Origin of the sequence: Klebsiella sp. 1SOBk5mer (assembly GCF_046603115.1) — a bacterium.
Taxonomy (GTDB): Bacteria; Pseudomonadota; Gammaproteobacteria; order Enterobacterales; family Enterobacteriaceae; genus Klebsiella; species Klebsiella quasipneumoniae.
This window is the reverse complement of the sequence record NZ_JBKIUU010000001.1, coordinates 36,304-54,213: the sequence shown is the minus strand read 5'-3', so window position 1 is coordinate 54,213 and position 17,910 is coordinate 36,304. Positions and strand designations below refer to the sequence as shown.

General features: G+C 60.6%; 15 protein-coding genes. 8 read left to right on the top strand and 7 right to left on the bottom strand.

Translation table 11 applies throughout. The features are described 5' to 3' along the window. Positions 1-22: 22 nt before the first annotated feature. From cobS to dacD, 5 genes are all read right to left on the bottom strand, one after another. Positions 23-763 carry an adenosylcobinamide-GDP ribazoletransferase gene (gene cobS, locus ACLH1U_RS00245; protein ID WP_121935894.1) on the bottom strand — a complete coding sequence of 247 codons (741 nt, stop codon included), beginning with the start codon at positions 761-763 and terminating at the stop codon, positions 23-25. Between the two features lie 310 nt (positions 764-1,073). Next, positions 1,074-1,397, bottom strand: a complete 324-nt coding sequence (locus tag ACLH1U_RS00240; protein ID WP_002911883.1) for a DUF496 family protein — start codon at positions 1,395-1,397, stop codon at positions 1,074-1,076. 167 nt (positions 1,398-1,564) lie between these two features. After that, on the bottom strand, positions 1,565-2,623 hold the full coding sequence (locus tag ACLH1U_RS00235) for an FUSC family protein (RefSeq protein WP_004203544.1): 1,059 nt from the start codon (positions 2,621-2,623) through the stop codon (positions 1,565-1,567). A gap of 98 nt (positions 2,624-2,721) precedes the next feature. After that, a complete protein-coding gene (gene sbmC, locus ACLH1U_RS00230; RefSeq protein WP_064157356.1) occupies positions 2,722-3,195 on the bottom strand; it encodes a DNA gyrase inhibitor SbmC in 474 nt (157 codons plus the stop codon). A 185-nt stretch (positions 3,196-3,380) separates the two neighbouring features. Next, positions 3,381-4,544, bottom strand: coding sequence for a serine-type D-Ala-D-Ala carboxypeptidase DacD (gene dacD, locus ACLH1U_RS00225; RefSeq protein WP_023290332.1), 1,164 nt, complete (start codon positions 4,542-4,544; stop codon positions 3,381-3,383). 180 nt (positions 4,545-4,724) lie between these two features. On the opposite strand from dacD, the gene sbcB reads away from it, so the two are divergent. Both sbcB and ACLH1U_RS00215 read left to right on the top strand, forming a co-directional pair. Beyond that, positions 4,725-6,149 carry an exodeoxyribonuclease I gene (gene sbcB / locus ACLH1U_RS00220; protein ID WP_411298973.1) on the top strand — a complete coding sequence of 475 codons (1,425 nt, stop codon included), beginning with the start codon at positions 4,725-4,727 and terminating at the stop codon, positions 6,147-6,149. After that, positions 6,150-6,278 carry a hypothetical protein gene (locus ACLH1U_RS00215; protein ID WP_021313317.1) on the top strand — a complete coding sequence of 43 codons (129 nt, stop codon included), beginning with the start codon at positions 6,150-6,152 and terminating at the stop codon, positions 6,276-6,278. 105 nt (positions 6,279-6,383) lie between these two features. On the opposite strand, the gene fusA is transcribed toward ACLH1U_RS00215, so the two are convergent. Beyond that, positions 6,384-8,486: an elongation factor G gene (gene fusA, locus ACLH1U_RS00210; RefSeq protein WP_064154367.1), complete on the bottom strand. Its 2,103-nt coding sequence runs from the start codon at positions 8,484-8,486 to the stop codon at positions 6,384-6,386. Between the two features lie 240 nt (positions 8,487-8,726). Between fusA and ACLH1U_RS00205 the strand changes: the two genes are divergently transcribed. Next, positions 8,727-9,035, top strand: coding sequence for an ArsR/SmtB family transcription factor (locus ACLH1U_RS00205; protein ID WP_023290335.1), 309 nt, complete (start codon positions 8,727-8,729; stop codon positions 9,033-9,035). Positions 9,036-9,054: 19 nt separating this feature from the next. Here ACLH1U_RS00205 and nifJ read toward each other — a convergent pair whose 3' ends face one another. Further along, positions 9,055-12,567, bottom strand: coding sequence for a pyruvate:ferredoxin (flavodoxin) oxidoreductase (gene nifJ, locus ACLH1U_RS00200; protein ID WP_411298972.1), 3,513 nt, complete (start codon positions 12,565-12,567; stop codon positions 9,055-9,057). Between the two features lie 403 nt (positions 12,568-12,970). Here nifJ and nifH point away from each other — a divergent pair, with 403 nt between their 5' ends. The 5 genes from nifH to ACLH1U_RS00175 are packed head-to-tail and all read left to right on the top strand — an operon-like array spanning position 12,971 to position 17,866. Continuing rightward, positions 12,971-13,852: a nitrogenase iron protein gene (gene nifH, locus ACLH1U_RS00195; protein ID WP_004203553.1), complete on the top strand. Its 882-nt coding sequence runs from the start codon at positions 12,971-12,973 to the stop codon at positions 13,850-13,852. Between the two features lie 16 nt (positions 13,853-13,868). Beyond that, positions 13,869-15,317 (top strand): nitrogenase molybdenum-iron protein alpha chain, encoded by a 1,449-nt coding sequence (gene nifD / locus ACLH1U_RS00190; protein WP_023290337.1) that lies wholly within the window; start codon positions 13,869-13,871, stop codon positions 15,315-15,317. A 55-nt stretch (positions 15,318-15,372) separates the two neighbouring features. After that, the gene (nifK, locus tag ACLH1U_RS00185; RefSeq protein ID WP_023290338.1) at positions 15,373-16,935 is read left to right on the top strand and encodes a nitrogenase molybdenum-iron protein subunit beta; all 1,563 of its coding nucleotides are present in this window, start codon (positions 15,373-15,375) and stop codon (positions 16,933-16,935) included. Positions 16,936-16,974: 39 nt separating this feature from the next. Next, on the top strand, positions 16,975-17,193 hold the full coding sequence (gene nifT, locus ACLH1U_RS00180; protein WP_004203557.1) for a putative nitrogen fixation protein NifT: 219 nt from the start codon (positions 16,975-16,977) through the stop codon (positions 17,191-17,193). Positions 17,194-17,203: 10 nt separating this feature from the next. Next, positions 17,204-17,866: a NifB/NifX family molybdenum-iron cluster-binding protein gene (locus ACLH1U_RS00175; RefSeq protein WP_411298971.1), complete on the top strand. Its 663-nt coding sequence runs from the start codon at positions 17,204-17,206 to the stop codon at positions 17,864-17,866. Positions 17,867-17,910 lie beyond the last annotated feature (44 nt).

Below are 17,910 nucleotides of genomic sequence, written 5' to 3'. Positions count from 1 at the left end.
TCCTCACCGTTGATGCCAGGCCTTACAGTAGCGCCAGTAAAAAGAGTAATTCACCCAGCTCGATCGCCGCTCCGAGGGTATCCCCGGTCTGCCCGCCGAGGGTTCGCTTCAGCGCCCACCCCAGACCCCAGATCAGCACCAGGGCGATCAGCGCGGCGCGCAGCCCCTGCAGCCCCAGCAGGGCGGTGGCCAGCGCGATCGCCAGCACCATCGTCACCAGCGTCTGCTGCAGGCTAATTTTGCCAATAAACAGATTGCCCAGCCCTTTTTCCCGCGCATAGCGATGGCGATACATCAGCAGCACCGCCATTCCGCGACCGACGGCGCAGGCCGCCGCCAGCGCCGCGATGGGGTTGACATCGCGCAGCAGCAGTTCGCCGACCACCAGCACCTTCGCCACCAGCACAAAAATCAGCGCCAGCCCGCCGTGGGTACCCAGACGGCTGTCGCGCATGATCTCCAGCATTCGATCGCGGGTGCGGGCGGAGAAGATGCCGTCGCAGGTATCGGCCAGCCCGTCAAGGTGAAATCCGCCGGTGAGCAGCGCCAGCGCCAGCGCGCCGAACAGCGCCGCCAGCGGGACGCCGCACCACGGCTGCAGGAGGTACACCACCGCGCCGGCGATGGCGCCGAGCAATAAACCGACCAGCGGGAAGGTGACGATACTGCGCTGGTACTGTTCGATCTCCAGGCCCTGAGATAACCGCGCCGGGACCGGCAGACGGCTGATAAACGAGAGTGCGGCAAAGAATGACTTAATCACGTGGGGTTGACTCCTGTCGGCGAAAGCAGCGGAAGAGTTCTGTCGCGCCCGGTCAGCACCTGAGTTTGTCTTCTGGCGAATCGATCGTCGGAGAGGTGAGAGGTGTTGAGATATCGCCCTGACGCCGCTGCGTCAGATGCCCGGCCAGGATGAGAGAAACCTTTCCGATATCAATATGTTTTCGCGGGGCAGTATAGCAAAGAGTCGATGCAGAGAGGCAGTTGCCGGGACAAAGTTTTCGCAGAAAAAGAGACGGGAGGGGGTGGTGCAGAACAGCCCGGCGACGCTGACCGCCGCCGGACAGCTGGGATTAGCCTTCGACTTTGGCTTCACCCATCACTTTCAGTTTTTTAGAGATGTCGCGGCGCTCTTTGGACAGCTCGGCATTCTTGATGATGTAGTCATCAACGCGGTCTTCGTAATCGCTCTTCATGCTGGCGATGATGCCCTGGATAGCTTCCACGCTCATGCCCGGTTTGATGTAGTCGCTGAGGTTGTCCAGCAGCAGAACGCGCTTCTGGTTATCACGGATCTTTTTCTCAACGTCCTGAATTTCACGCTGCAGTTTGTTCTTACGACGGTACAGACGAACAAACTCCAGTACGTCCTGGAAAGAAGGCTTAGTTGTTTCCATTTTTACACCCCTAATAATTGAGATTCGGATTCGTAAAGCGACTGCGTTATAGGGCTAACATAACTGCTAGCAGTCGCTGATGACAATGTTTTTTCCTTTGCGTTTATCATAACCCTAAACGCTGCTGAATCGAAACAACCCATGCAGTTACCCGGTGCATCTGGTGCTTATTTGCGCAACGCGCGGCAGATCAGATGCGACAGCAGCTCCAGCTGGCGCGCCAGTTCAATAGAGAGCCAAACATAGCCATGGATCGGGGTTTCCGCCAGGCTATCGTCACCCTGCTCTTTCATCAGCTGGCGCAGTTCGAGGACGATCTCATTCAGCTTTTCATTGTTGGCGCGCACAGGCTGAGGGTTCCCTTCATACAAGGCGTGGGCGATGGCCAACAGCGTCTGCTGGGTCATCTGCTGCGTCTCCCGCAGGGTGTGCGCATTGAGCATGACGAAGTGGCCCGGACGGGTTGCCCACCAGGCGTTGATCTGCAGCTCCAGCATGCACACGAGGTTGCGGCTGACGGTCTGGATAGCCTCGAAGATCGCCTTCTGGATGTGTGTCTCTTTGCTGGCGGGGGTGATTAGCCCGCGCATTTTGACGACGTCGTTGAGCGCCTGTTGGAGATGCTTTTCCAGCCGCGGCCGATCCACCAGATTTGGCGAGAAGCCGGCCTGGTAGAGGCGGTTGAAGTTAGTGACATAGCTGGCCATCTGGATGCGCCAGTGGATAAACGCCCGCTGCGGCCAGATACCGGTAAACAGCATCGCCAGCAGCGAGCCGAAGATCACGTCGCCGCTTCGCCACAGGGCGGTATGCATATCGCCCGGCGGCGCCCCGACTACCACCGACAGCGTGATGCCGATCAGCAGCGCCTGATAGGGTTTCTTGCCCAGCGCCAGCCAGCCGCAGAGGAACATCGCCGCCGCGCACCAGAGGACCATCAGCGGCAGGGAGATAAGCTCAAGCTTGAGCGCCACCAGCCCCAGCGCCGAGCCGAGGATCGTGCCGCCGATGCGCTGAAACGCCCGCGGCACGACGTTGCCCCAGAAGGAGATCGGCCCCATTACCACCACCAGGGTGATGAGAGGCCAGGTCCCCTCAGGCACGTTCAGCAGCCGCACCAGCAAAAAGGTGAGCACAAAGGCCAGCGCAATCCGCACACCATGCACCACCCGATAATGGCGATACAAGCGGATCTCAAATGGCTTGAGTGATTTATCAGCGCGCACAACCCTCTCCGGCAAAACGAAAAGGCCAATTGTAACTGCTTTTTCGCCCGGAGCGTGCCGGGAATGTAAAAATCCTTGTCCGGAACAGGGGTAAATCGCTACGACGCGACGCGGGCGACAGGAACATACATGTCGATATCCCAGTAGCCGTCGTGGTTGCCGTCGTTAAGATAGACCTCAAAGCAGGGCTGGGGGGCGATGCGATACGCCGTGCTCTGCAGCAGGCTGTCGAAAAACTGCCTCCACGGGGTGGCGAAGTCGTGATCTAACACCCGCGCGCGGGCGCAGGCGTAATCCCCGCCGGCAATCGCCGTTATGATCACCCCTTCGCTGTTGGCGGGAATGACGTAATCCTCGTCAACGGCGACCACGGTGGCACAGCGCAGTTTTTCCGCCGGCACGTCCTCCGGGTTATCGTAGTAGACGGCAAGCCACTCGCGGGCGGGCACCTGCCGGCCCTCAACCCACATCATCAGTTGCTCAAACCCCTGCCTGACGGTTTGATCCCAGGGCCCGACCAGATGGAAACCGGCAATGGTTTTCTTGCCGAGGGGGGTGACGCTGTAGTTCATCTTGCCTCCTTCGCGAACAAATTACTGTATAAATGTACAGCCAATCTAGCAGGAGATCCCCCCTCAGTATGTGCGCGAATTCACAGAGTCGCCATTGCGGCTGATGAAAAAAACGGCGATGTTGTCACCGCGTCTGCCGGGCGGCAGGCGAAAAAAAACCGCCTGCAAAGAGGCGGTTGGCGTGGTTACAGCTCGTGGTGCAGGTAATCGCTCATTCGCGAGAACACCCCGCCTTTATTAATGCTTTCGAGGGTGACCAACGGATAGTGGCCCACGACCTTGTCGCCGTCATACAGCGAAATCTCGCCGACCCGCTGGTTGGCGGCGATCGGCGCCTCAAGGTCCTTCTTATCCAGCACATATTTCGCTTTAATGCGCGACACTTCCGCCTTCGGCAGCGCTAACCAGAAATCCTGATCGGTGCCGAGCTTAATCTGCTCTTTATCGCCGTACCAGATGCGCTCGCTGCCGACCTTCTGCCCCTTCTGCAGCACCTGCACGGTGTCGAAGTTTTGCTGCCCCCAGTGCAGCAGTTTCGCGGCCTGCTGCTCGCGGCCTTTCGGGCTGTCGGCCCCCATCACCACGGCGATCAGCCGACGCTGGCCATCTACCGCCGAGGCGATCAGGTTGAACCCGGCGCCCGACGTGTGTCCGGTTTTCAGGCCATCGACGTTCAGGGTTTTATCCCACAGCAGACCGTTACGGTTTTGCTGGGTAATGCCGTTCCACGTCAGGCTTTTCTGGCTGTACATGTGGTAGACGTCAGGCTCGCCATGGATTATCGCCCGCGACAGCACCGCCAGGTCATAGGCCGAACTGTGCTGGCCCGGGGCATCGAGGCCGTGGACGGTTTCGAAATGGGTATCCTGCAGATGCAGTTTTTCGACATACTGATTCATCAGGGCGACAAACTGCGGCTGACCGCCGGCGACATAGTCGGCCAGCGCGACGCAGGCGTCGTTGCCGGAGTCGACAATCAGCCCGCGGCTGAGGTCGCGGACGCTGACGCGATCCCCTGGCTTTAAGAACATCAGGGATGACCCGTCGAACACCGGGTTGCCCTTCGCCCAGGCGTCTTTCCCCACGGTGACGATATCGTCAAAGGTGATACGATGGCTGTCGATGGCGCGATCGACCACGTAGCCGGTCATTAATTTGGTCAGGCTGGCAGGATTGCGCTGCTGATGTTCGTTACCCGCGGTCAGTACCTGACCGGTGGTGTAATCCATCAGCACCCAGGAGCCAGCCTGAATGGAAGGCGGCGCGACCGTAGCAGGTAAGTCGACGGCAAATGCGCAGGAAACGCTCGAAGCGAGCAAAGATACAGCAATAAACAAACGGCCTTTCAACGGCATATCCTCTAGATTTACAGATCCGCCGTCCTTTTTACGGAACTTCGCGTTTCATATCAGGGTTTAATTGCAAGAAAATATGACACGGCGGAGGATGTTGCTTGCCGTTACCCTTCTGATGACCGGGCAAATCGTTTACCATACCGGTCGCACGCCACCACGGATAATGAACAGACTATGCAAGACAGCGTCAACCAGCCCGGATTTTTATTCCACGATTATGAAACCTTCGGCACCAGCCCTTCCCTTGACCGGCCGGCGCAGTTCGCCGCCATCCGTACCGACGCGGAGCTGAACGTGCTGGGCGAGCCCGAGGTGTTTTACTGCAAGCCCGCTGACGATTACCTGCCGCAGCCGCAGGCGGTAATGATCACCGGGATCACCCCGCAGGAAGCGCTGGCCAAAGGGGATAACGAGGCCGCGTTTGCCCGCCGCATCCACGATCTGTTCACGGTGCCGCAAACCTGCATCGTCGGCTATAACAACGTGCGCTTTGATGACGAAGTGACGCGGAATATCTTCTATCGCAACTTCTATGACCCTTATGCCTGGAGCTGGCAGCACGATAACTCGCGCTGGGATCTGCTCGACGTGATGCGCGCCTGCTATGCCCTGCGTCCGGAAGGGATCGCCTGGCCGGAAAATGACGAGGGTCTGCCGAGCTTCCGCCTTGAACATCTGACCGCCGCCAACGGTATTGAACACCAGAACGCCCATGACGCGATGGCCGACGTGTACGCCACCATGGCCATGGCGAAGCTGGTGAAAACCCGGCAGCCGCGGCTGTTTGACTATCTCTACAGCCACCGCAATAAGCGCAAGCTGGCGACGCTCATCGACGTGCCGCAGATGAAGCCGCTGGTGCATGTCTCCGGCATGTTCGGCGCCGCGCGGGGCAACACCAGCCTGGTGGCGCCCCTGGCCTGGCATCCGGAAAACCGCAATGCGGTGATTATGGTCGATCTGGCGGGGGATATGGCGCCGCTGCTGGAGCTGGATGCGGACGCCCTGCGCGAGCGGCTTTACACCCCGCGCGCCGAGCTTGGCGATCTGCCGGCGGCGCCGATTAAGCTGGTGCATTTGAACAAGTGTCCGGTGCTGGCCCAGGCCAATACCCTGCGCCCGCAGGATGCCGACCGGCTGGGGATCTCCATTCAGCGCTGTCTGGAGAATGCCCAGCTGCTGCGGGCGAATCCGCAGGTGCGGGAGAAAGTGGTGGCGGTGTATGCCGAAGCCGAGCCGTTCGTGCCGTCCGAAAACGTCGACGCCCAGCTTTACAATGGGTTCTTTAGCGATGCCGACCGCGCGGCGATGAAAATCGTGCTGGAAACGGAACCGCGCAATCTGCCGGCGCTGGATATCACCTTCGCCGACAAGCGTATCGAACGCCTGCTGTTTAACTACCGGGCGCGCAACTTCCCCGGCACGCTCGATGAAGCCGAGCAGCAGCGCTGGTTAGAGCACCGTCGTCAGGTATTTACGCCTGAGTTTTTGCAGGCCTATGCCGATGAACTGCAGATGCTGTATCAGCAGTATGCGGATGATAAAGAGAAGCTGGCGCAGCTGAAGGCGCTGTGGCAGTACGCGCAGGATATTGTCTGATTGGCTGAAATTCCCGGGTTGCGGCTAACGCCTTACCCGGGCTACAAACTGTATCAGCAGTATGCGGATGATAAAGAGAAGCTGGCGCAGCTGAAGGCGCTGTGGCAGTACGCACAGGATATTGTCTGATTGGCTAAAATTCCCGGGTTGCGGCTAACGCCTTACCCGGGCTACAAACGATGGCTGGACTCGTAGCCCGGGTAAGACGCCTCGCGTCGCACCCGGGAACGTTGCTTAACTTTTCGCGCGGCTGGCGATGATTTCATCCGCTACGTTGCGCGGCGCTTCCGCGTAGTGGTGGAACTCCATGCTATAGGTTGCTCGTCCCTGAGACATCGAGCGCAGCGTGGTGGAATAACCAAACATCTCCGCCAGCGGCACATCGGCGCGGATGATCTGGCTGCCGAAGCGCTCTTCCATCCCCTGCACCATCCCGCGACGGGAAGAGAGATCGCCCATAATATTCCCGGCGTACTCTTCCGGCGTTTCCACCTCCACGTGCATCACCGGCTCAAGGATCACCGGGTCCGCTTTGCGCGCCCCTTCCCGGAAGCCGAAGATCGCCGCCATGCGGAACGCCATCTCCGAGGAGTCCACGTCGTGGTACGATCCGAAGGTCAGGGTCGCTTTCACGTCAACCACCGGATAGCCCGCCAGCACGCCGGTGCCCATCGCTTCGCGCAGCCCTTTCTCCACGGAAGGGATGTACTCGCGCGGCACTACCCCGCCTTTGGTGGCGTCCTCGAAGACGAAACCGCTGCCCGGCTCCAGCGGCTCAAGGGTCAGCACGACGTGCCCGTACTGTCCTTTACCGCCGGACTGGCGCACAAATTTGCCCTCCACGTCCGTCACTTTCTTGCGCAGGGTTTCGCGGTAGGTGACCTGCGGACGACCAATGTTGGCCTCGACGTTAAACTCGCGCTTCATCCGGTCGACAATGATCTCCAGATGCAGCTCGCCCATGCCGGAGATAATCGTCTGGCCGGACTCTTCATCGGTATGCAGACGGAACGACGGATCTTCCGCCGCCAGCCGCTGCAGCGCGATGCCCATTTTCTCCTGGTCCGCTTTGGTCTTCGGCTCAATCGCCAGCGAAATCACCGGCTCCGGAAACTCCATCCGCTCAAGGGTAATCACCGCATCCGGGTCGCATAACGTATCGCCGGTAGTGACATCCTTCAGCCCAACGCAGGCCGCGATATCCCCGGCGTGCAGTTCGTCCACTTCGTGGCGATCGTTGGCCTGCATCAGGACGATACGCCCGATGCGCTCTTTCTTGCCCTTCACCGGATTCCACACCGCATCGCCTTTCTTCAGCGTCCCGGAGTAGACGCGGATAAAGGTCAACTGGCCGACGTAGGGGTCGGTCATCAGTTTGAACGCCAGCGCCGACAGCGGCTCATCGTCGCTCGGATGGCGTTCCGCCGGCTGGCCTTTCTCATCCACGCCCTGTATCGCCGGAATATCCAGCGGCGACGGCATCAGCTCCACCACCGCGTCGAGCATGCGCTGCACGCCTTTGTTTTTAAAGGCGCTACCGCAGAGCACCGCCTGGATTTCACCCTTCACCGTGCGCTGGCGCAGACCGGCGACGATCTCCGCCTCGTCCAGCTCGCCGGTTTCGAGGTATTTATCCATCAGCGCGTCGCTGGCCTCCGCCGCTGCCGAGACCATTTTCTCCCGCCACTCGTGGGCTGTCGCCAGCAGATCGTCAGGGACCGGCCCGTAGCTGAAGGTCATGCCCTGGGTGGCGTCATCCCACAGGATGGCGCGCATTTTCACCAGGTCGACGACGCCGGTGAAATGCTCTTCGGCGCCAATGGGGATGACAATCGGCACCGGGTTGGCCTTCAGGCGGTCGATCATCATCTGCACCACGCGGAAGAAGTCCGCGCCGGGGCGGTCCATCTTGTTGACGAAGGCCAGCCGCGGGACATGGTATTTATTCGCCTGGCGCCAGACGGTCTCCGACTGGGGCTGCACCCCGCCGACGGAGTCATACACCATCACCGCGCCGTCGAGCACGCGCATGGAACGTTCCACCTCAATGGTGAAATCCACGTGCCCCGGGGTGTCGATGATATTGATCCGGTGCGGCTCGAAGCTGCGGTCCATACCCGGCCAGAAGCAGCTCACCGCCGCCGAGGTAATGGTGATCCCGCGCTCTTGCTCCTGGGCCATCCAGTCGGTGGTTGCCGCGCCATCGTGTACTTCACCCAGCTTATGGCTCATCCCGGTGTAAAACAGGATGCGCTCGGTGGTGGTGGTTTTACCGGCATCGATATGCGCGGAGATACCGATGTTGCGATAACGTTCGAGGGGGATGGGTCGGGGCATGATGCGTCCTTAGTCGTTTTGACTGTCAGTCTGCGGTCGGAATGATCCGCAGTTCATTTCACTGCCGCTTATGATAGTACAATTGTACGAGTATATTCGAACTATTTTCACTATTATTATGATTGGTCAGGATGCGGCGGCGCGCGTGGCATGAGAACAGGAGTTTGGGTATAGTAGCCGCCAGCCGCCGATACGGACTGCGACCGCCATGCGCCGCGCCACCGCCGACACAGGATTATTATGATCGCCAATCACCCTGAACGAGAACAAATTCGCCTGGAAAATGTCCTTTCCGCGCTCGGCAACCCGCTGCGACTGGAGATCATCCGCACGCTGGCCGACGGCAGCGAGCAGAGCTGTAACGCTCTGCGTCAGGAAGAGGTGGCCAAGTCCACCATGACCCACCACTGGCGCGTCCTGCGCGACAGCGGTGTGATCTGGCAGCGGCCTCAGGGACGGGAGAATATGATTTCGCTGCGCCGGGAAGATCTGGACGCCCGTTTTCCCGGCCTGCTGGATACGCTGCTGAACGTGATGCAGCAGTCGTGAATCGCTAACCTGCTGCCTGCTACTCCCCCGCCAGCCGCTGGTACTGCCTGAAACGGGCCCGGGCATCCTCCTCCGTTTGCCGGAACAGCGCGTCCGCCAGATCCGGGGTGGTTTTGTGCAGCGCGGCATAGCGCACCTCGCCAAGCAGAAAGTCGCGGAAGCTCTCTTCCGGCTCTTCGGAGTCCAGTATAAACGGCGTTTTGCCCTCGGCTTCGCGCTGTGGATGGTAGCGCCACAGGTGCCAGTATCCCGCCTCCACCGCCCGCTTCGCCTCGCGCTGACTGCAGCGCATCCCGGCTTTCAGGCCGTGGTTGATACAGGCGGCGTAGGCGATCACCAGCGACGGTCCCGGCCAGGCTTCAGCCTCGGCGATGGCCCGCAGGGTCTGATCTTTATCAGCGCCCATGGCGATCTGCGCAACGTAAACATTACCGTAGCTCATCGCCATCATGCCGAGATCTTTTTTCCGCGTGCGTTTCCCCTGGGCGGCAAACTTGGCGATCGCCGCCACCGGGGTCGATTTGGACGACTGGCCGCCGGTGTTGGAGTAGACCTCGGTATCGAACACCAGAATATTGACGTCTTCCCCGCTGGCCAGCACATGATCGAGACCGCCGAAGCCAATATCGTAGGCCCAGCCGTCGCCGCCGAAGATCCACTGCGAACGCCGGACGAAATAGTCACGGTTCTGCCAGAGCTGCTCCAGCAGCGGAAACCCCTCTTTTTCCGCCGCCAGCAACGCACTGAGGCGGTCTGCACGTTCGCGGGTCCCCTCCCCCTCGTCCTGCTGCGCCAGCCATTGCCGCATCGCGGCGTGAAGCGCGTCGCTGACCGGCAGCGCCAGGGCGCGAGTCATCTCCCCGGCGATCTGTTGGCGGATCGCCTGGCCGCCGAGCATCATGCCCAGCCCGAACTCGGCGTTGTCCTCAAACAGCGAGTTTGCCCAGGCCGGCCCGTGGCCGCGGTGGTTGGTGGTATAGGGCATCGAAGGCGCGCTGGCGCCCCAGATCGAAGAGCAGCCGGTGGCGTTGGCGATCAGCATCCGGTCGCCAAACAGCTGGGTGATCAGCCGGGCATAGGGCGTTTCGCCACAGCCCGCGCAGGCGCCGGAAAACTCCAGCAGCGGCGTTTCGAACTGGCTGCCTTTGACCGTGGTTTTGCGAAACGGGTTGTCTTTTGGCGCCAGCCCCAGCGCGTAGTCCCAGACCGGGGCCATCGCGCGCTGGCTGTCGAGGGAGGCCATCTGCAGCGCCTTGCCGCGCGACGGGCAGCTCTCCACGCAGTTGCCGCAGCCGGAGCAGTCCAGCGGCGAGATAGCCAGATGATAGTGGTAGTCTTTGGCCCCCTGGGCCGGTTTGCTCAGCAGCCCGGCGGGCGCCGTATCCTGCTCTTCCGCGTTCAGCAACGCCGGGCGGATCGCCGCATGCGGGCAGACGAAGGCGCACTGGTTACACTGGGTGCAGCCGTCGGGCTGCCAGACCGGCACCTCCAGGGCAATGCCGCGCTTCTCCCAGGCGGCGGTGCCGGAGGGAAAGGTGCCGTCTTCCATCCCGGCGAAGGCGCTCACCGGCAGCAGGTCGCCACGCTGGCGGTTCATGGGCTGCAGAATATTGCGGATGAAGTCCGGCATCAGGGTTGTCGCCTGCGGCGCCGGCGCCTCGAGGGTCGCCCAGTGGGCGGGAACCGTCACCCGACGCAGCGCCACCATCCCCAGCTCGATCGCCCGCTGGTTCATCTCAATGACGCTCGCCCCTTTGCTGCCATAGCTTTTCTCCACCGCCTGCTTGAGATAGTCCGCCGCAGTTTGCGGATCGATAATCGCCGTCAGCTTAAAGAACGCCGCCTGCATCAGCATGTTAAAGCGCCCGCCGAGGCCCAGCTCGCGGGCGATGTCCACAGCGTTGAGGGTATAAAAGTCGATCTTTTCCTGCGCCAGATAGTGCCGGACGCTGACCGGCAGGTGCTGCTCCAGCTCCGCCTCGGACCAGCTGCAGTTGAGCAAAAAGGTGCCTCCCGGCTTCAGCCCCTCCAGCAGGTCGTAGCGGTCGACATAGGATTGCTGAGAGCAGGCGATAAAATCGGCCCGGTGGATCAGGTAGGGCGAGGTGATTGGCCGGTCGCCAAAGCGCAGGTGCGAGACGGTGATCCCCCCGGACTTTTTCGAGTCGTAGGAAAAGTAGGCCTGAGCATAGAGCGGCGTGTTATCGCCGATGATCTTAATGGCGCTTTTGTTCGCCCCGACGGTGCCATCCGAGCCCATGCCCCAGAATTTGCAGGCGGTGATCCCGGCGTGGGAGACCGCCAGCGGCACCTGCCGGGCGGGCAGCGAGGTAAAGGTGACGTCATCGACAATGCCCAGGGTAAACCCGTCCTTCGGCAGCGGCTGCCGAAGATTGTCAAACACCGCGGCGATATCGTTGGGCAGTACATCCTTACCGCCGAGGGCGTAGCGGCCGCCGACAATCAGCGGCGCATCGTCGCGTTGATAGAAAGCGTTTTTGACGTCGAGGCACAGCGGTTCCGCCTGCGCCCCCGGCTCTTTGGTGCGGTCAAGGACGGCAATGCGCTGCACGCTGGCGGGCAGTTGCGCGAAAAAGTGCGCCAGCGAGAACGGCCGATAGAGATGAACGCTGAGCAGCCCCACCTTCTCCCCCGCCGCATTCAGCGCATCCACCACCTCCTGGACGGTGTCGCACACTGAGCCCATGGCAATAATCACCCGCTCGGCGTCCGGCGCGCCGTGGTAATTAAACAGGTGATATTCCCGCCCGGTGAGCGCGGTGATCTTCGCCATATAGCTTTCCACCAGATCGGGCAGCGCGAGGTAGAAGCGGTTACCGGCCTCCCGCTCCTGGAAGTAGATATCCGGGTTTTGCGCGGTGCCGCGGATCACCGGGTGATCCGGATGCAGCGCCTGACGACGAAAGCGCTCCAGCGCCGGGCGGTCCAGCAGCGCCGCCAGTTGCTCATACTCCAGCACCTCGATCTTCTGTATTTCGTGCGAAGTGCGAAAGCCGTCGAAGAAGTTGATAAAGGGTATCCGCCCGGCGATCGCCGCCAGATGCGCCACCGCCGACAGGTCCATCACCTGCTGAACATTATTCTCCACCAGCATGGCGCAGCCGGTCTGGCGCACCGCCATCACATCCTGATGGTCGCCAAAAATATTCAGCGAATTGGTCGCCAGCGCCCGGGCGCTAACGTGAAAGACGCCCGGCAGCAGCTCCCCGGCAATTTTGTACAAATTGGGGATCATCAGCAGCAGCCCCTGCGACGCGGTGTAGGTGGTGGTGAGCGCCCCCGCCTGCAGCGCGCCATGCACCGCCCCGGCGGCGCCGGCTTCAGACTGCATCTCCATCAGACGCACCGGCCGACCAAAGAGGTTCTTTTTCCCCTTAGCGGCCCATTCATCGACATTCTCCGCCATCGGCGTGGAGGGGGTAATGGGATAGATGGCCGCCACGTCGGTAAAGGCGTAGGAGATCCAGGCCGCCGCCGCGTTGCCATCCATTGTTTTCATGTTTTCGGACATCGTTCAATCCTCGAAGGTGAGCGTTCTCTTTACCGCGACAGCCCGCGGCAAACCCTGTTTCCTCTTCAAGCACAGCCTGTGCCAGCTCGCGGATTGCCGCCTGTCGCTTATTAATTCAACAGGTTAAGGGAAGAGAGGCGCAGGTCCGTCCGGCGGAATTGCGGGGAATAAGACACAGGGCGCGACAAGCTGTTGAACAGGCGACAAAGCGCCGCGCCGGGCCGGTGGCGGGAAATTGTTCTGTTTCGCACATTTGGTGGCGTTATTGTGCCGTTTGCGCAGGCCCCCGGCGCGGCCGGTTTACGGAAAATACTTATTTATCAAATAACTGCATAAAAAATCACAGCTGGTATGTTCCCTGCACTTCTCTGCTGGCAAACACTCAACAACAGGAGAAGTCACCATGACCATGCGTCAATGCGCTATCTACGGTAAAGGCGGTATCGGTAAATCCACCACCACCCAGAATCTCGTCGCGGCCCTCGCCGAGATGGGTAAGAAAGTGATGATCGTCGGCTGCGATCCGAAGGCGGACTCCACCCGTCTGATCCTCCACGCGAAAGCCCAGAACACCATTATGGAGATGGCGGCGGAAGTGGGCTCGGTCGAGGATCTGGAGCTCGAAGACGTACTGCAAATCGGCTATGGCGATGTACGTTGCGCCGAATCCGGCGGCCCGGAGCCAGGCGTTGGCTGCGCCGGACGCGGGGTGATCACCGCCATCAACTTCCTCGAAGAAGAAGGCGCCTATGAAGAAGATCTGGATTTCGTCTTCTATGACGTCCTCGGCGACGTGGTCTGCGGCGGCTTCGCCATGCCGATCCGCGAAAACAAAGCCCAGGAGATCTACATCGTCTGCTCCGGGGAGATGATGGCGATGTATGCCGCCAACAATATCTCCAAGGGGATCGTGAAGTACGCCAAATCCGGCAAGGTACGCCTCGGCGGCCTGATCTGTAACTCGCGCAAAACCGACCGCGAAGACGAGCTGATCATCGCCCTGGCGGAGAAGCTCGGCACCCAGATGATCCACTTTGTTCCCCGCGACAATATTGTGCAGCGCGCAGAGATCCGCCGGATGACGGTGATCGAGTACGACCCGACCTGTCAGCAGGCCAACGAATATCGTCAGCTGGCGCAGAAGATCGTCAATAACACCAAAAAAGTGGTGCCGACCCCCTGCACCATGGACGAGCTGGAGTCGCTGCTGATGGAGTTCGGCATCATGGAAGAAGAAGACACCAGCATCATTGGTAAAACCGCCGCTGAAGAAAACGCGGCCTGAGCACAGGATCCTCACCATGACCAACGCAACAGGCGAACGTAACCTTGCGCTCATCCAGGAAGTCCTGGAGGTGTTTCCCGAAACCGCGCGCAAAGAGCGCAGAAAGCACATGATGATCAGCGATCCGCAGATGGAGAGCGTCGGCAAGTGCATTATCTCGAACCGTAAATCGCAGCCCGGGGTGATGACCGTGCGCGGCTGCGCCTACGCCGGCTCGAAAGGGGTGGTGTTTGGGCCGATTAAAGACATGGCCCATATCTCGCACGGCCCCATCGGCTGCGGCCAGTATTCGCGCGCCGGACGGCGCAATTACTATACCGGCGTCAGCGGCGTCGACAGCTTCGGCACCCTGAACTTCACCTCTGATTTTCAGGAGCGCGATATTGTCTTCGGCGGCGATAAAAAGCTGAGCAAACTGATTGAAGAGATGGAGCTACTGTTCCCGCTGACCAAAGGGATCACTATTCAGTCGGAGTGCCCGGTGGGCCTGATCGGCGATGACATCAGCGCCGTGGCCAACGCCAGCAGCAAGGCGCTGGATAAACCGGTGATCCCGGTGCGCTGCGAAGGCTTTCGCGGCGTCTCGCAGTCGCTGGGCCACCATATCGCCAACGACGTGGTGCGCGACTGGGTGCTGAACAACCGCGAAGGGCAGCCGTTTGCCAGCACCCCGTATGATGTCGCCATCATTGGCGATTACAACATCGGCGGCGACGCCTGGGCCTCGCGCATTCTGCTGGAAGAGATGGGGCTGCGCGTAGTGGCGCAGTGGTCCGGCGACGGCACCCTGGTGGAGATGGAGAACACCCCGTTCGTTAAGCTAAACCTCGTCCACTGCTACCGTTCGATGAACTATATCGCCCGCCATATGGAGGAGAAACATCAGATCCCGTGGATGGAATATAACTTCTTCGGCCCGACCAAAATCGCCGAATCGCTGCGCAAGATCGCCGATCAATTTGATGACGCCATTCGCGCCAATGCGGAAGCGGTGATCGCCAAATATGAGGGGCAGATGGCGGCCATCATCGCCAAATATCGCCCGCGGTTGGAGGGGCGCAAAGTGCTGCTGTACATGGGGGGGCTGCGGCCGCGCCACGTCATCGGCGCCTATGAGGATCTCGGGATGGAGATCATCGCCGCCGGCTACGAGTTTGCCCATAACGATGATTACGACCGCACCCTGCCGGACCTGAAAGAGGGCACTCTGCTGTTTGACGATGCCAGCAGCTATGAGCTGGAGGCCTTCGTCAAAGCGCTGAAACCCGACCTCATCGGCTCCGGGATCAAAGAGAAATATATCTTCCAGAAAATGGGGGTGCCGTTCCGCCAGATGCACTCCTGGGACTATTCCGGCCCCTATCACGGCTATGACGGCTTCGCCATCTTTGCTCGCGATATGGATATGACCCTGAACAATCCGGCGTGGAACGAACTGACTGCCCCGTGGCTGAAGTCTGCGTGATTGCCCCTTCACTGTCCCGTCAGTCCACCGATTTGTGGCGCGGGAGGAGAACACCATGAGCCAAACGATCGATAAAATTCACAGCTGTTATCCGCTGTTTGAACAGGATGAATACCAGACCCTGTTCCAGAACAAAAAGAGCCTTGAAGAGGCGCACGACGCGCAGCGCGTCCAGGAGGTATTTGCCTGGACCACCACCGCCGAGTATGAAGCGCTCAACTTCCAGCGCGAGGCTTTGACCGTCGACCCGGCCAAAGCCTGCCAGCCGCTCGGGGCGGTGCTCTGCGCGCTGGGGTTCGCCGGCACCCTGCCCTACGTCCACGGCTCTCAGGGCTGCGTCGCCTATTTCCGCACCTACTTTAACCGCCATTTTAAGGAGCCGGTGGCTTGCGTCTCCGACTCGATGACCGAGGACGCGGCGGTATTCGGCGGCAACAACAACATGAATCTGGGCCTGCAGAATGCCAGCGCGCTGTATAAACCCGAGATTATCGCCGTCTCCACCACCTGCATGGCCGAGGTGATCGGCGACGATCTGCAGGCGTTTATCGCCAACGCCAAAAAAGAGGGATTTGTTGACGACAGTATCGCCATTCCTTACGCCCATACCCCCAGCTTTATCGGCAGCCATGTCACCGGCTGGGACAATATGTTCGAAGGGTTCGCGAAGACCTTTACCGCTGACTACGCCGGGCAGCCGGGCAAACTGCAAAAGCTCAATCTGGTGACCGGATTTGAGACCTATCTCGGCAACTTCCGCGTGCTGAAGCGGATGATGGCGCAGATGGATGTCCCCTGCAGCCTGCTCTCCGACCCTTCAGAGGTGCTCGACACCCCCGCCGACGGCCATTACCGGATGTACGCCGGCGGCACCAGCCAGCAGGAGATCAAAACCGCGCCGGACGCCATTGACACCCTGCTGCTGCAGCCATGGCAGCTGGTGAAAAGCAAAAAGGTGGTTCAGGAGATGTGGAATCAGCCCGCCACGGAGGTGGCCGTTCCGTTGGGTCTGGCCGCTACCGACGCGCTGCTGATGACCGTCAGTCAACTGACCGGCAAACCGATCGCTGACGCCCTGACCCTTGAGCGCGGCCGGCTGGTGGACATGATGCTGGACTCCCACACCTGGCTGCACGGCAAAAAATTCGGCCTCTACGGCGATCCGGATTTCGTGATGGGCCTGACGCGCTTCCTGCTGGAGCTGGGCTGCGAGCCGACGGTGATCCTCAGCCATAACGCCAATAAACGCTGGCAAAAGGCGATGAAGAAAATGCTCGACGCCTCGCCCTACGGCCAGGACAGCGAAGTATTCATCAACTGCGACCTGTGGCACTTCCGGTCGCTGATGTTCACCCGTCAGCCGGACTTTATGATCGGTAACTCCTACGGCAAGTTTATCCAGCGCGATACCCTGGCGAAGGGCAAAGCCTTCGAAGTGCCGCTGATCCGTCTCGGCTTTCCGCTGTTCGACCGCCATCATCTGCACCGCCAGACCACCTGGGGCTATGAAGGCGCGATGAACATCGTCACGACGCTGGTGAACGCCGTGCTGGAAAAACTGGACCACGACACCAGCCAGCTGGGCAAAACCGATTACAGCTTCGACCTCGTTCGTTAACCATCAGGCGCCCCGCCGCAGGCGGGGCCAGGAGGGAGTATGCCCATCGTGATTTTCCGTGAGCGCGGCGAGGCGCTGTATGCCTATATCGCCAAACAGGATCTGGAGGCCCGGGTGCTTCAGGTCGAACATGACGAGACGGACCGCTGGGGCGGCGCGATTGCCCTTGAAGGGGGACGTCGCTACTACGTCAATCCGCAGCCGGGGCGGCCGGTCTTTCCGATAAGCCTGCGCGCCACCCGCAGCACGCTGCTATAAGGAGCTGGAAATGTCCGATAACGATACCCTTTTCTGGCGTCTGCTGGCGCTGTTCCAGACGCTGCCGGAGCTGCAGCCGGTGCAAGTCGTCGACTGGCTGGCGCAGGAGTGCGGCGAAACCTTGACCCCGGCACGGTTAACCACCCTGACGCAGCCTCAGCTGGCCGCCAGCTTTCCTTCGGCGACGGCGGTGATGTCCCCGGCCCGCTGGGCGCGGGTCATCGCCTGCCTGCAGGGGGTGCTGCCCGGCCATTTGCGCATCGCCCGGTCACCCCAGCGGACGCCGCAGCTGCGGATCGCCTTCTGTTCACAGGATGGCCTGGTCATCAATGGTCATTTTGGCCAGAACCGGCTGTTTTTTATCTATGCCTTCGATGACCAGGGCGGCTGGCTGGCGGATCTGCGCCGCTATGCCTCCCCTTCGGCGACGTCTGACGCCAGCGAGATGCGCGCCAGGCTGCTGGAGGATTGCCATTTGCTGTTTTGCCAGGAGATTGGCGGGCCTGCCGCCGCGAGGTTGATCCGCCATCAGATCCATCCGATGAAAGCGCCGCCGGGCACGACGATTCAGGCCCAGTGCGCCGCGGTGAGCGCGATGCTGGCCGGTCGGCTGCCGCCGTGGCTGGCGAAGCGCCTCAACCGGGATAACCCTCTGGAGGAACGTGTTTTTTAATCGTTGTGTTGTGCTTGTTGCCCGCCGACCCCGCGGGCTTTTTT

Coding starts and splice junctions, on each gene's coding strand:
- ACLH1U_RS00240 (WP_002911883.1), bottom strand. CDS start 1,397: ATGGAAACAACTAAGCCTTCTTTCCAGGACGTACTGGAGTTTGTTCGT.
- sbmC (WP_064157356.1), bottom strand. CDS start 3,195: ATGAACTACAGCGTCACCCCCCTCGGCAAGAAAACCATTGCCGGTTTC.
- sbcB (WP_411298973.1), top strand. CDS start 4,725: ATGCAAGACAGCGTCAACCAGCCCGGATTTTTATTCCACGATTATGAA.
- fusA (WP_064154367.1), bottom strand. CDS start 8,486: ATGCCCCGACCCATCCCCCTCGAACGTTATCGCAACATCGGTATCTCC.
- ACLH1U_RS00205 (WP_023290335.1), top strand. CDS start 8,727: ATGATCGCCAATCACCCTGAACGAGAACAAATTCGCCTGGAAAATGTC.
- nifJ (WP_411298972.1), bottom strand. CDS start 12,567: ATGTCCGAAAACATGAAAACAATGGATGGCAACGCGGCGGCGGCCTGG.
- nifH (WP_004203553.1), top strand. CDS start 12,971: ATGACCATGCGTCAATGCGCTATCTACGGTAAAGGCGGTATCGGTAAA.
- nifD (WP_023290337.1), top strand. CDS start 13,869: ATGACCAACGCAACAGGCGAACGTAACCTTGCGCTCATCCAGGAAGTC.
- nifK (WP_023290338.1), top strand. CDS start 15,373: ATGAGCCAAACGATCGATAAAATTCACAGCTGTTATCCGCTGTTTGAA.
- nifT (WP_004203557.1), top strand. CDS start 16,975: ATGCCCATCGTGATTTTCCGTGAGCGCGGCGAGGCGCTGTATGCCTAT.
- ACLH1U_RS00175 (WP_411298971.1), top strand. CDS start 17,204: ATGTCCGATAACGATACCCTTTTCTGGCGTCTGCTGGCGCTGTTCCAG.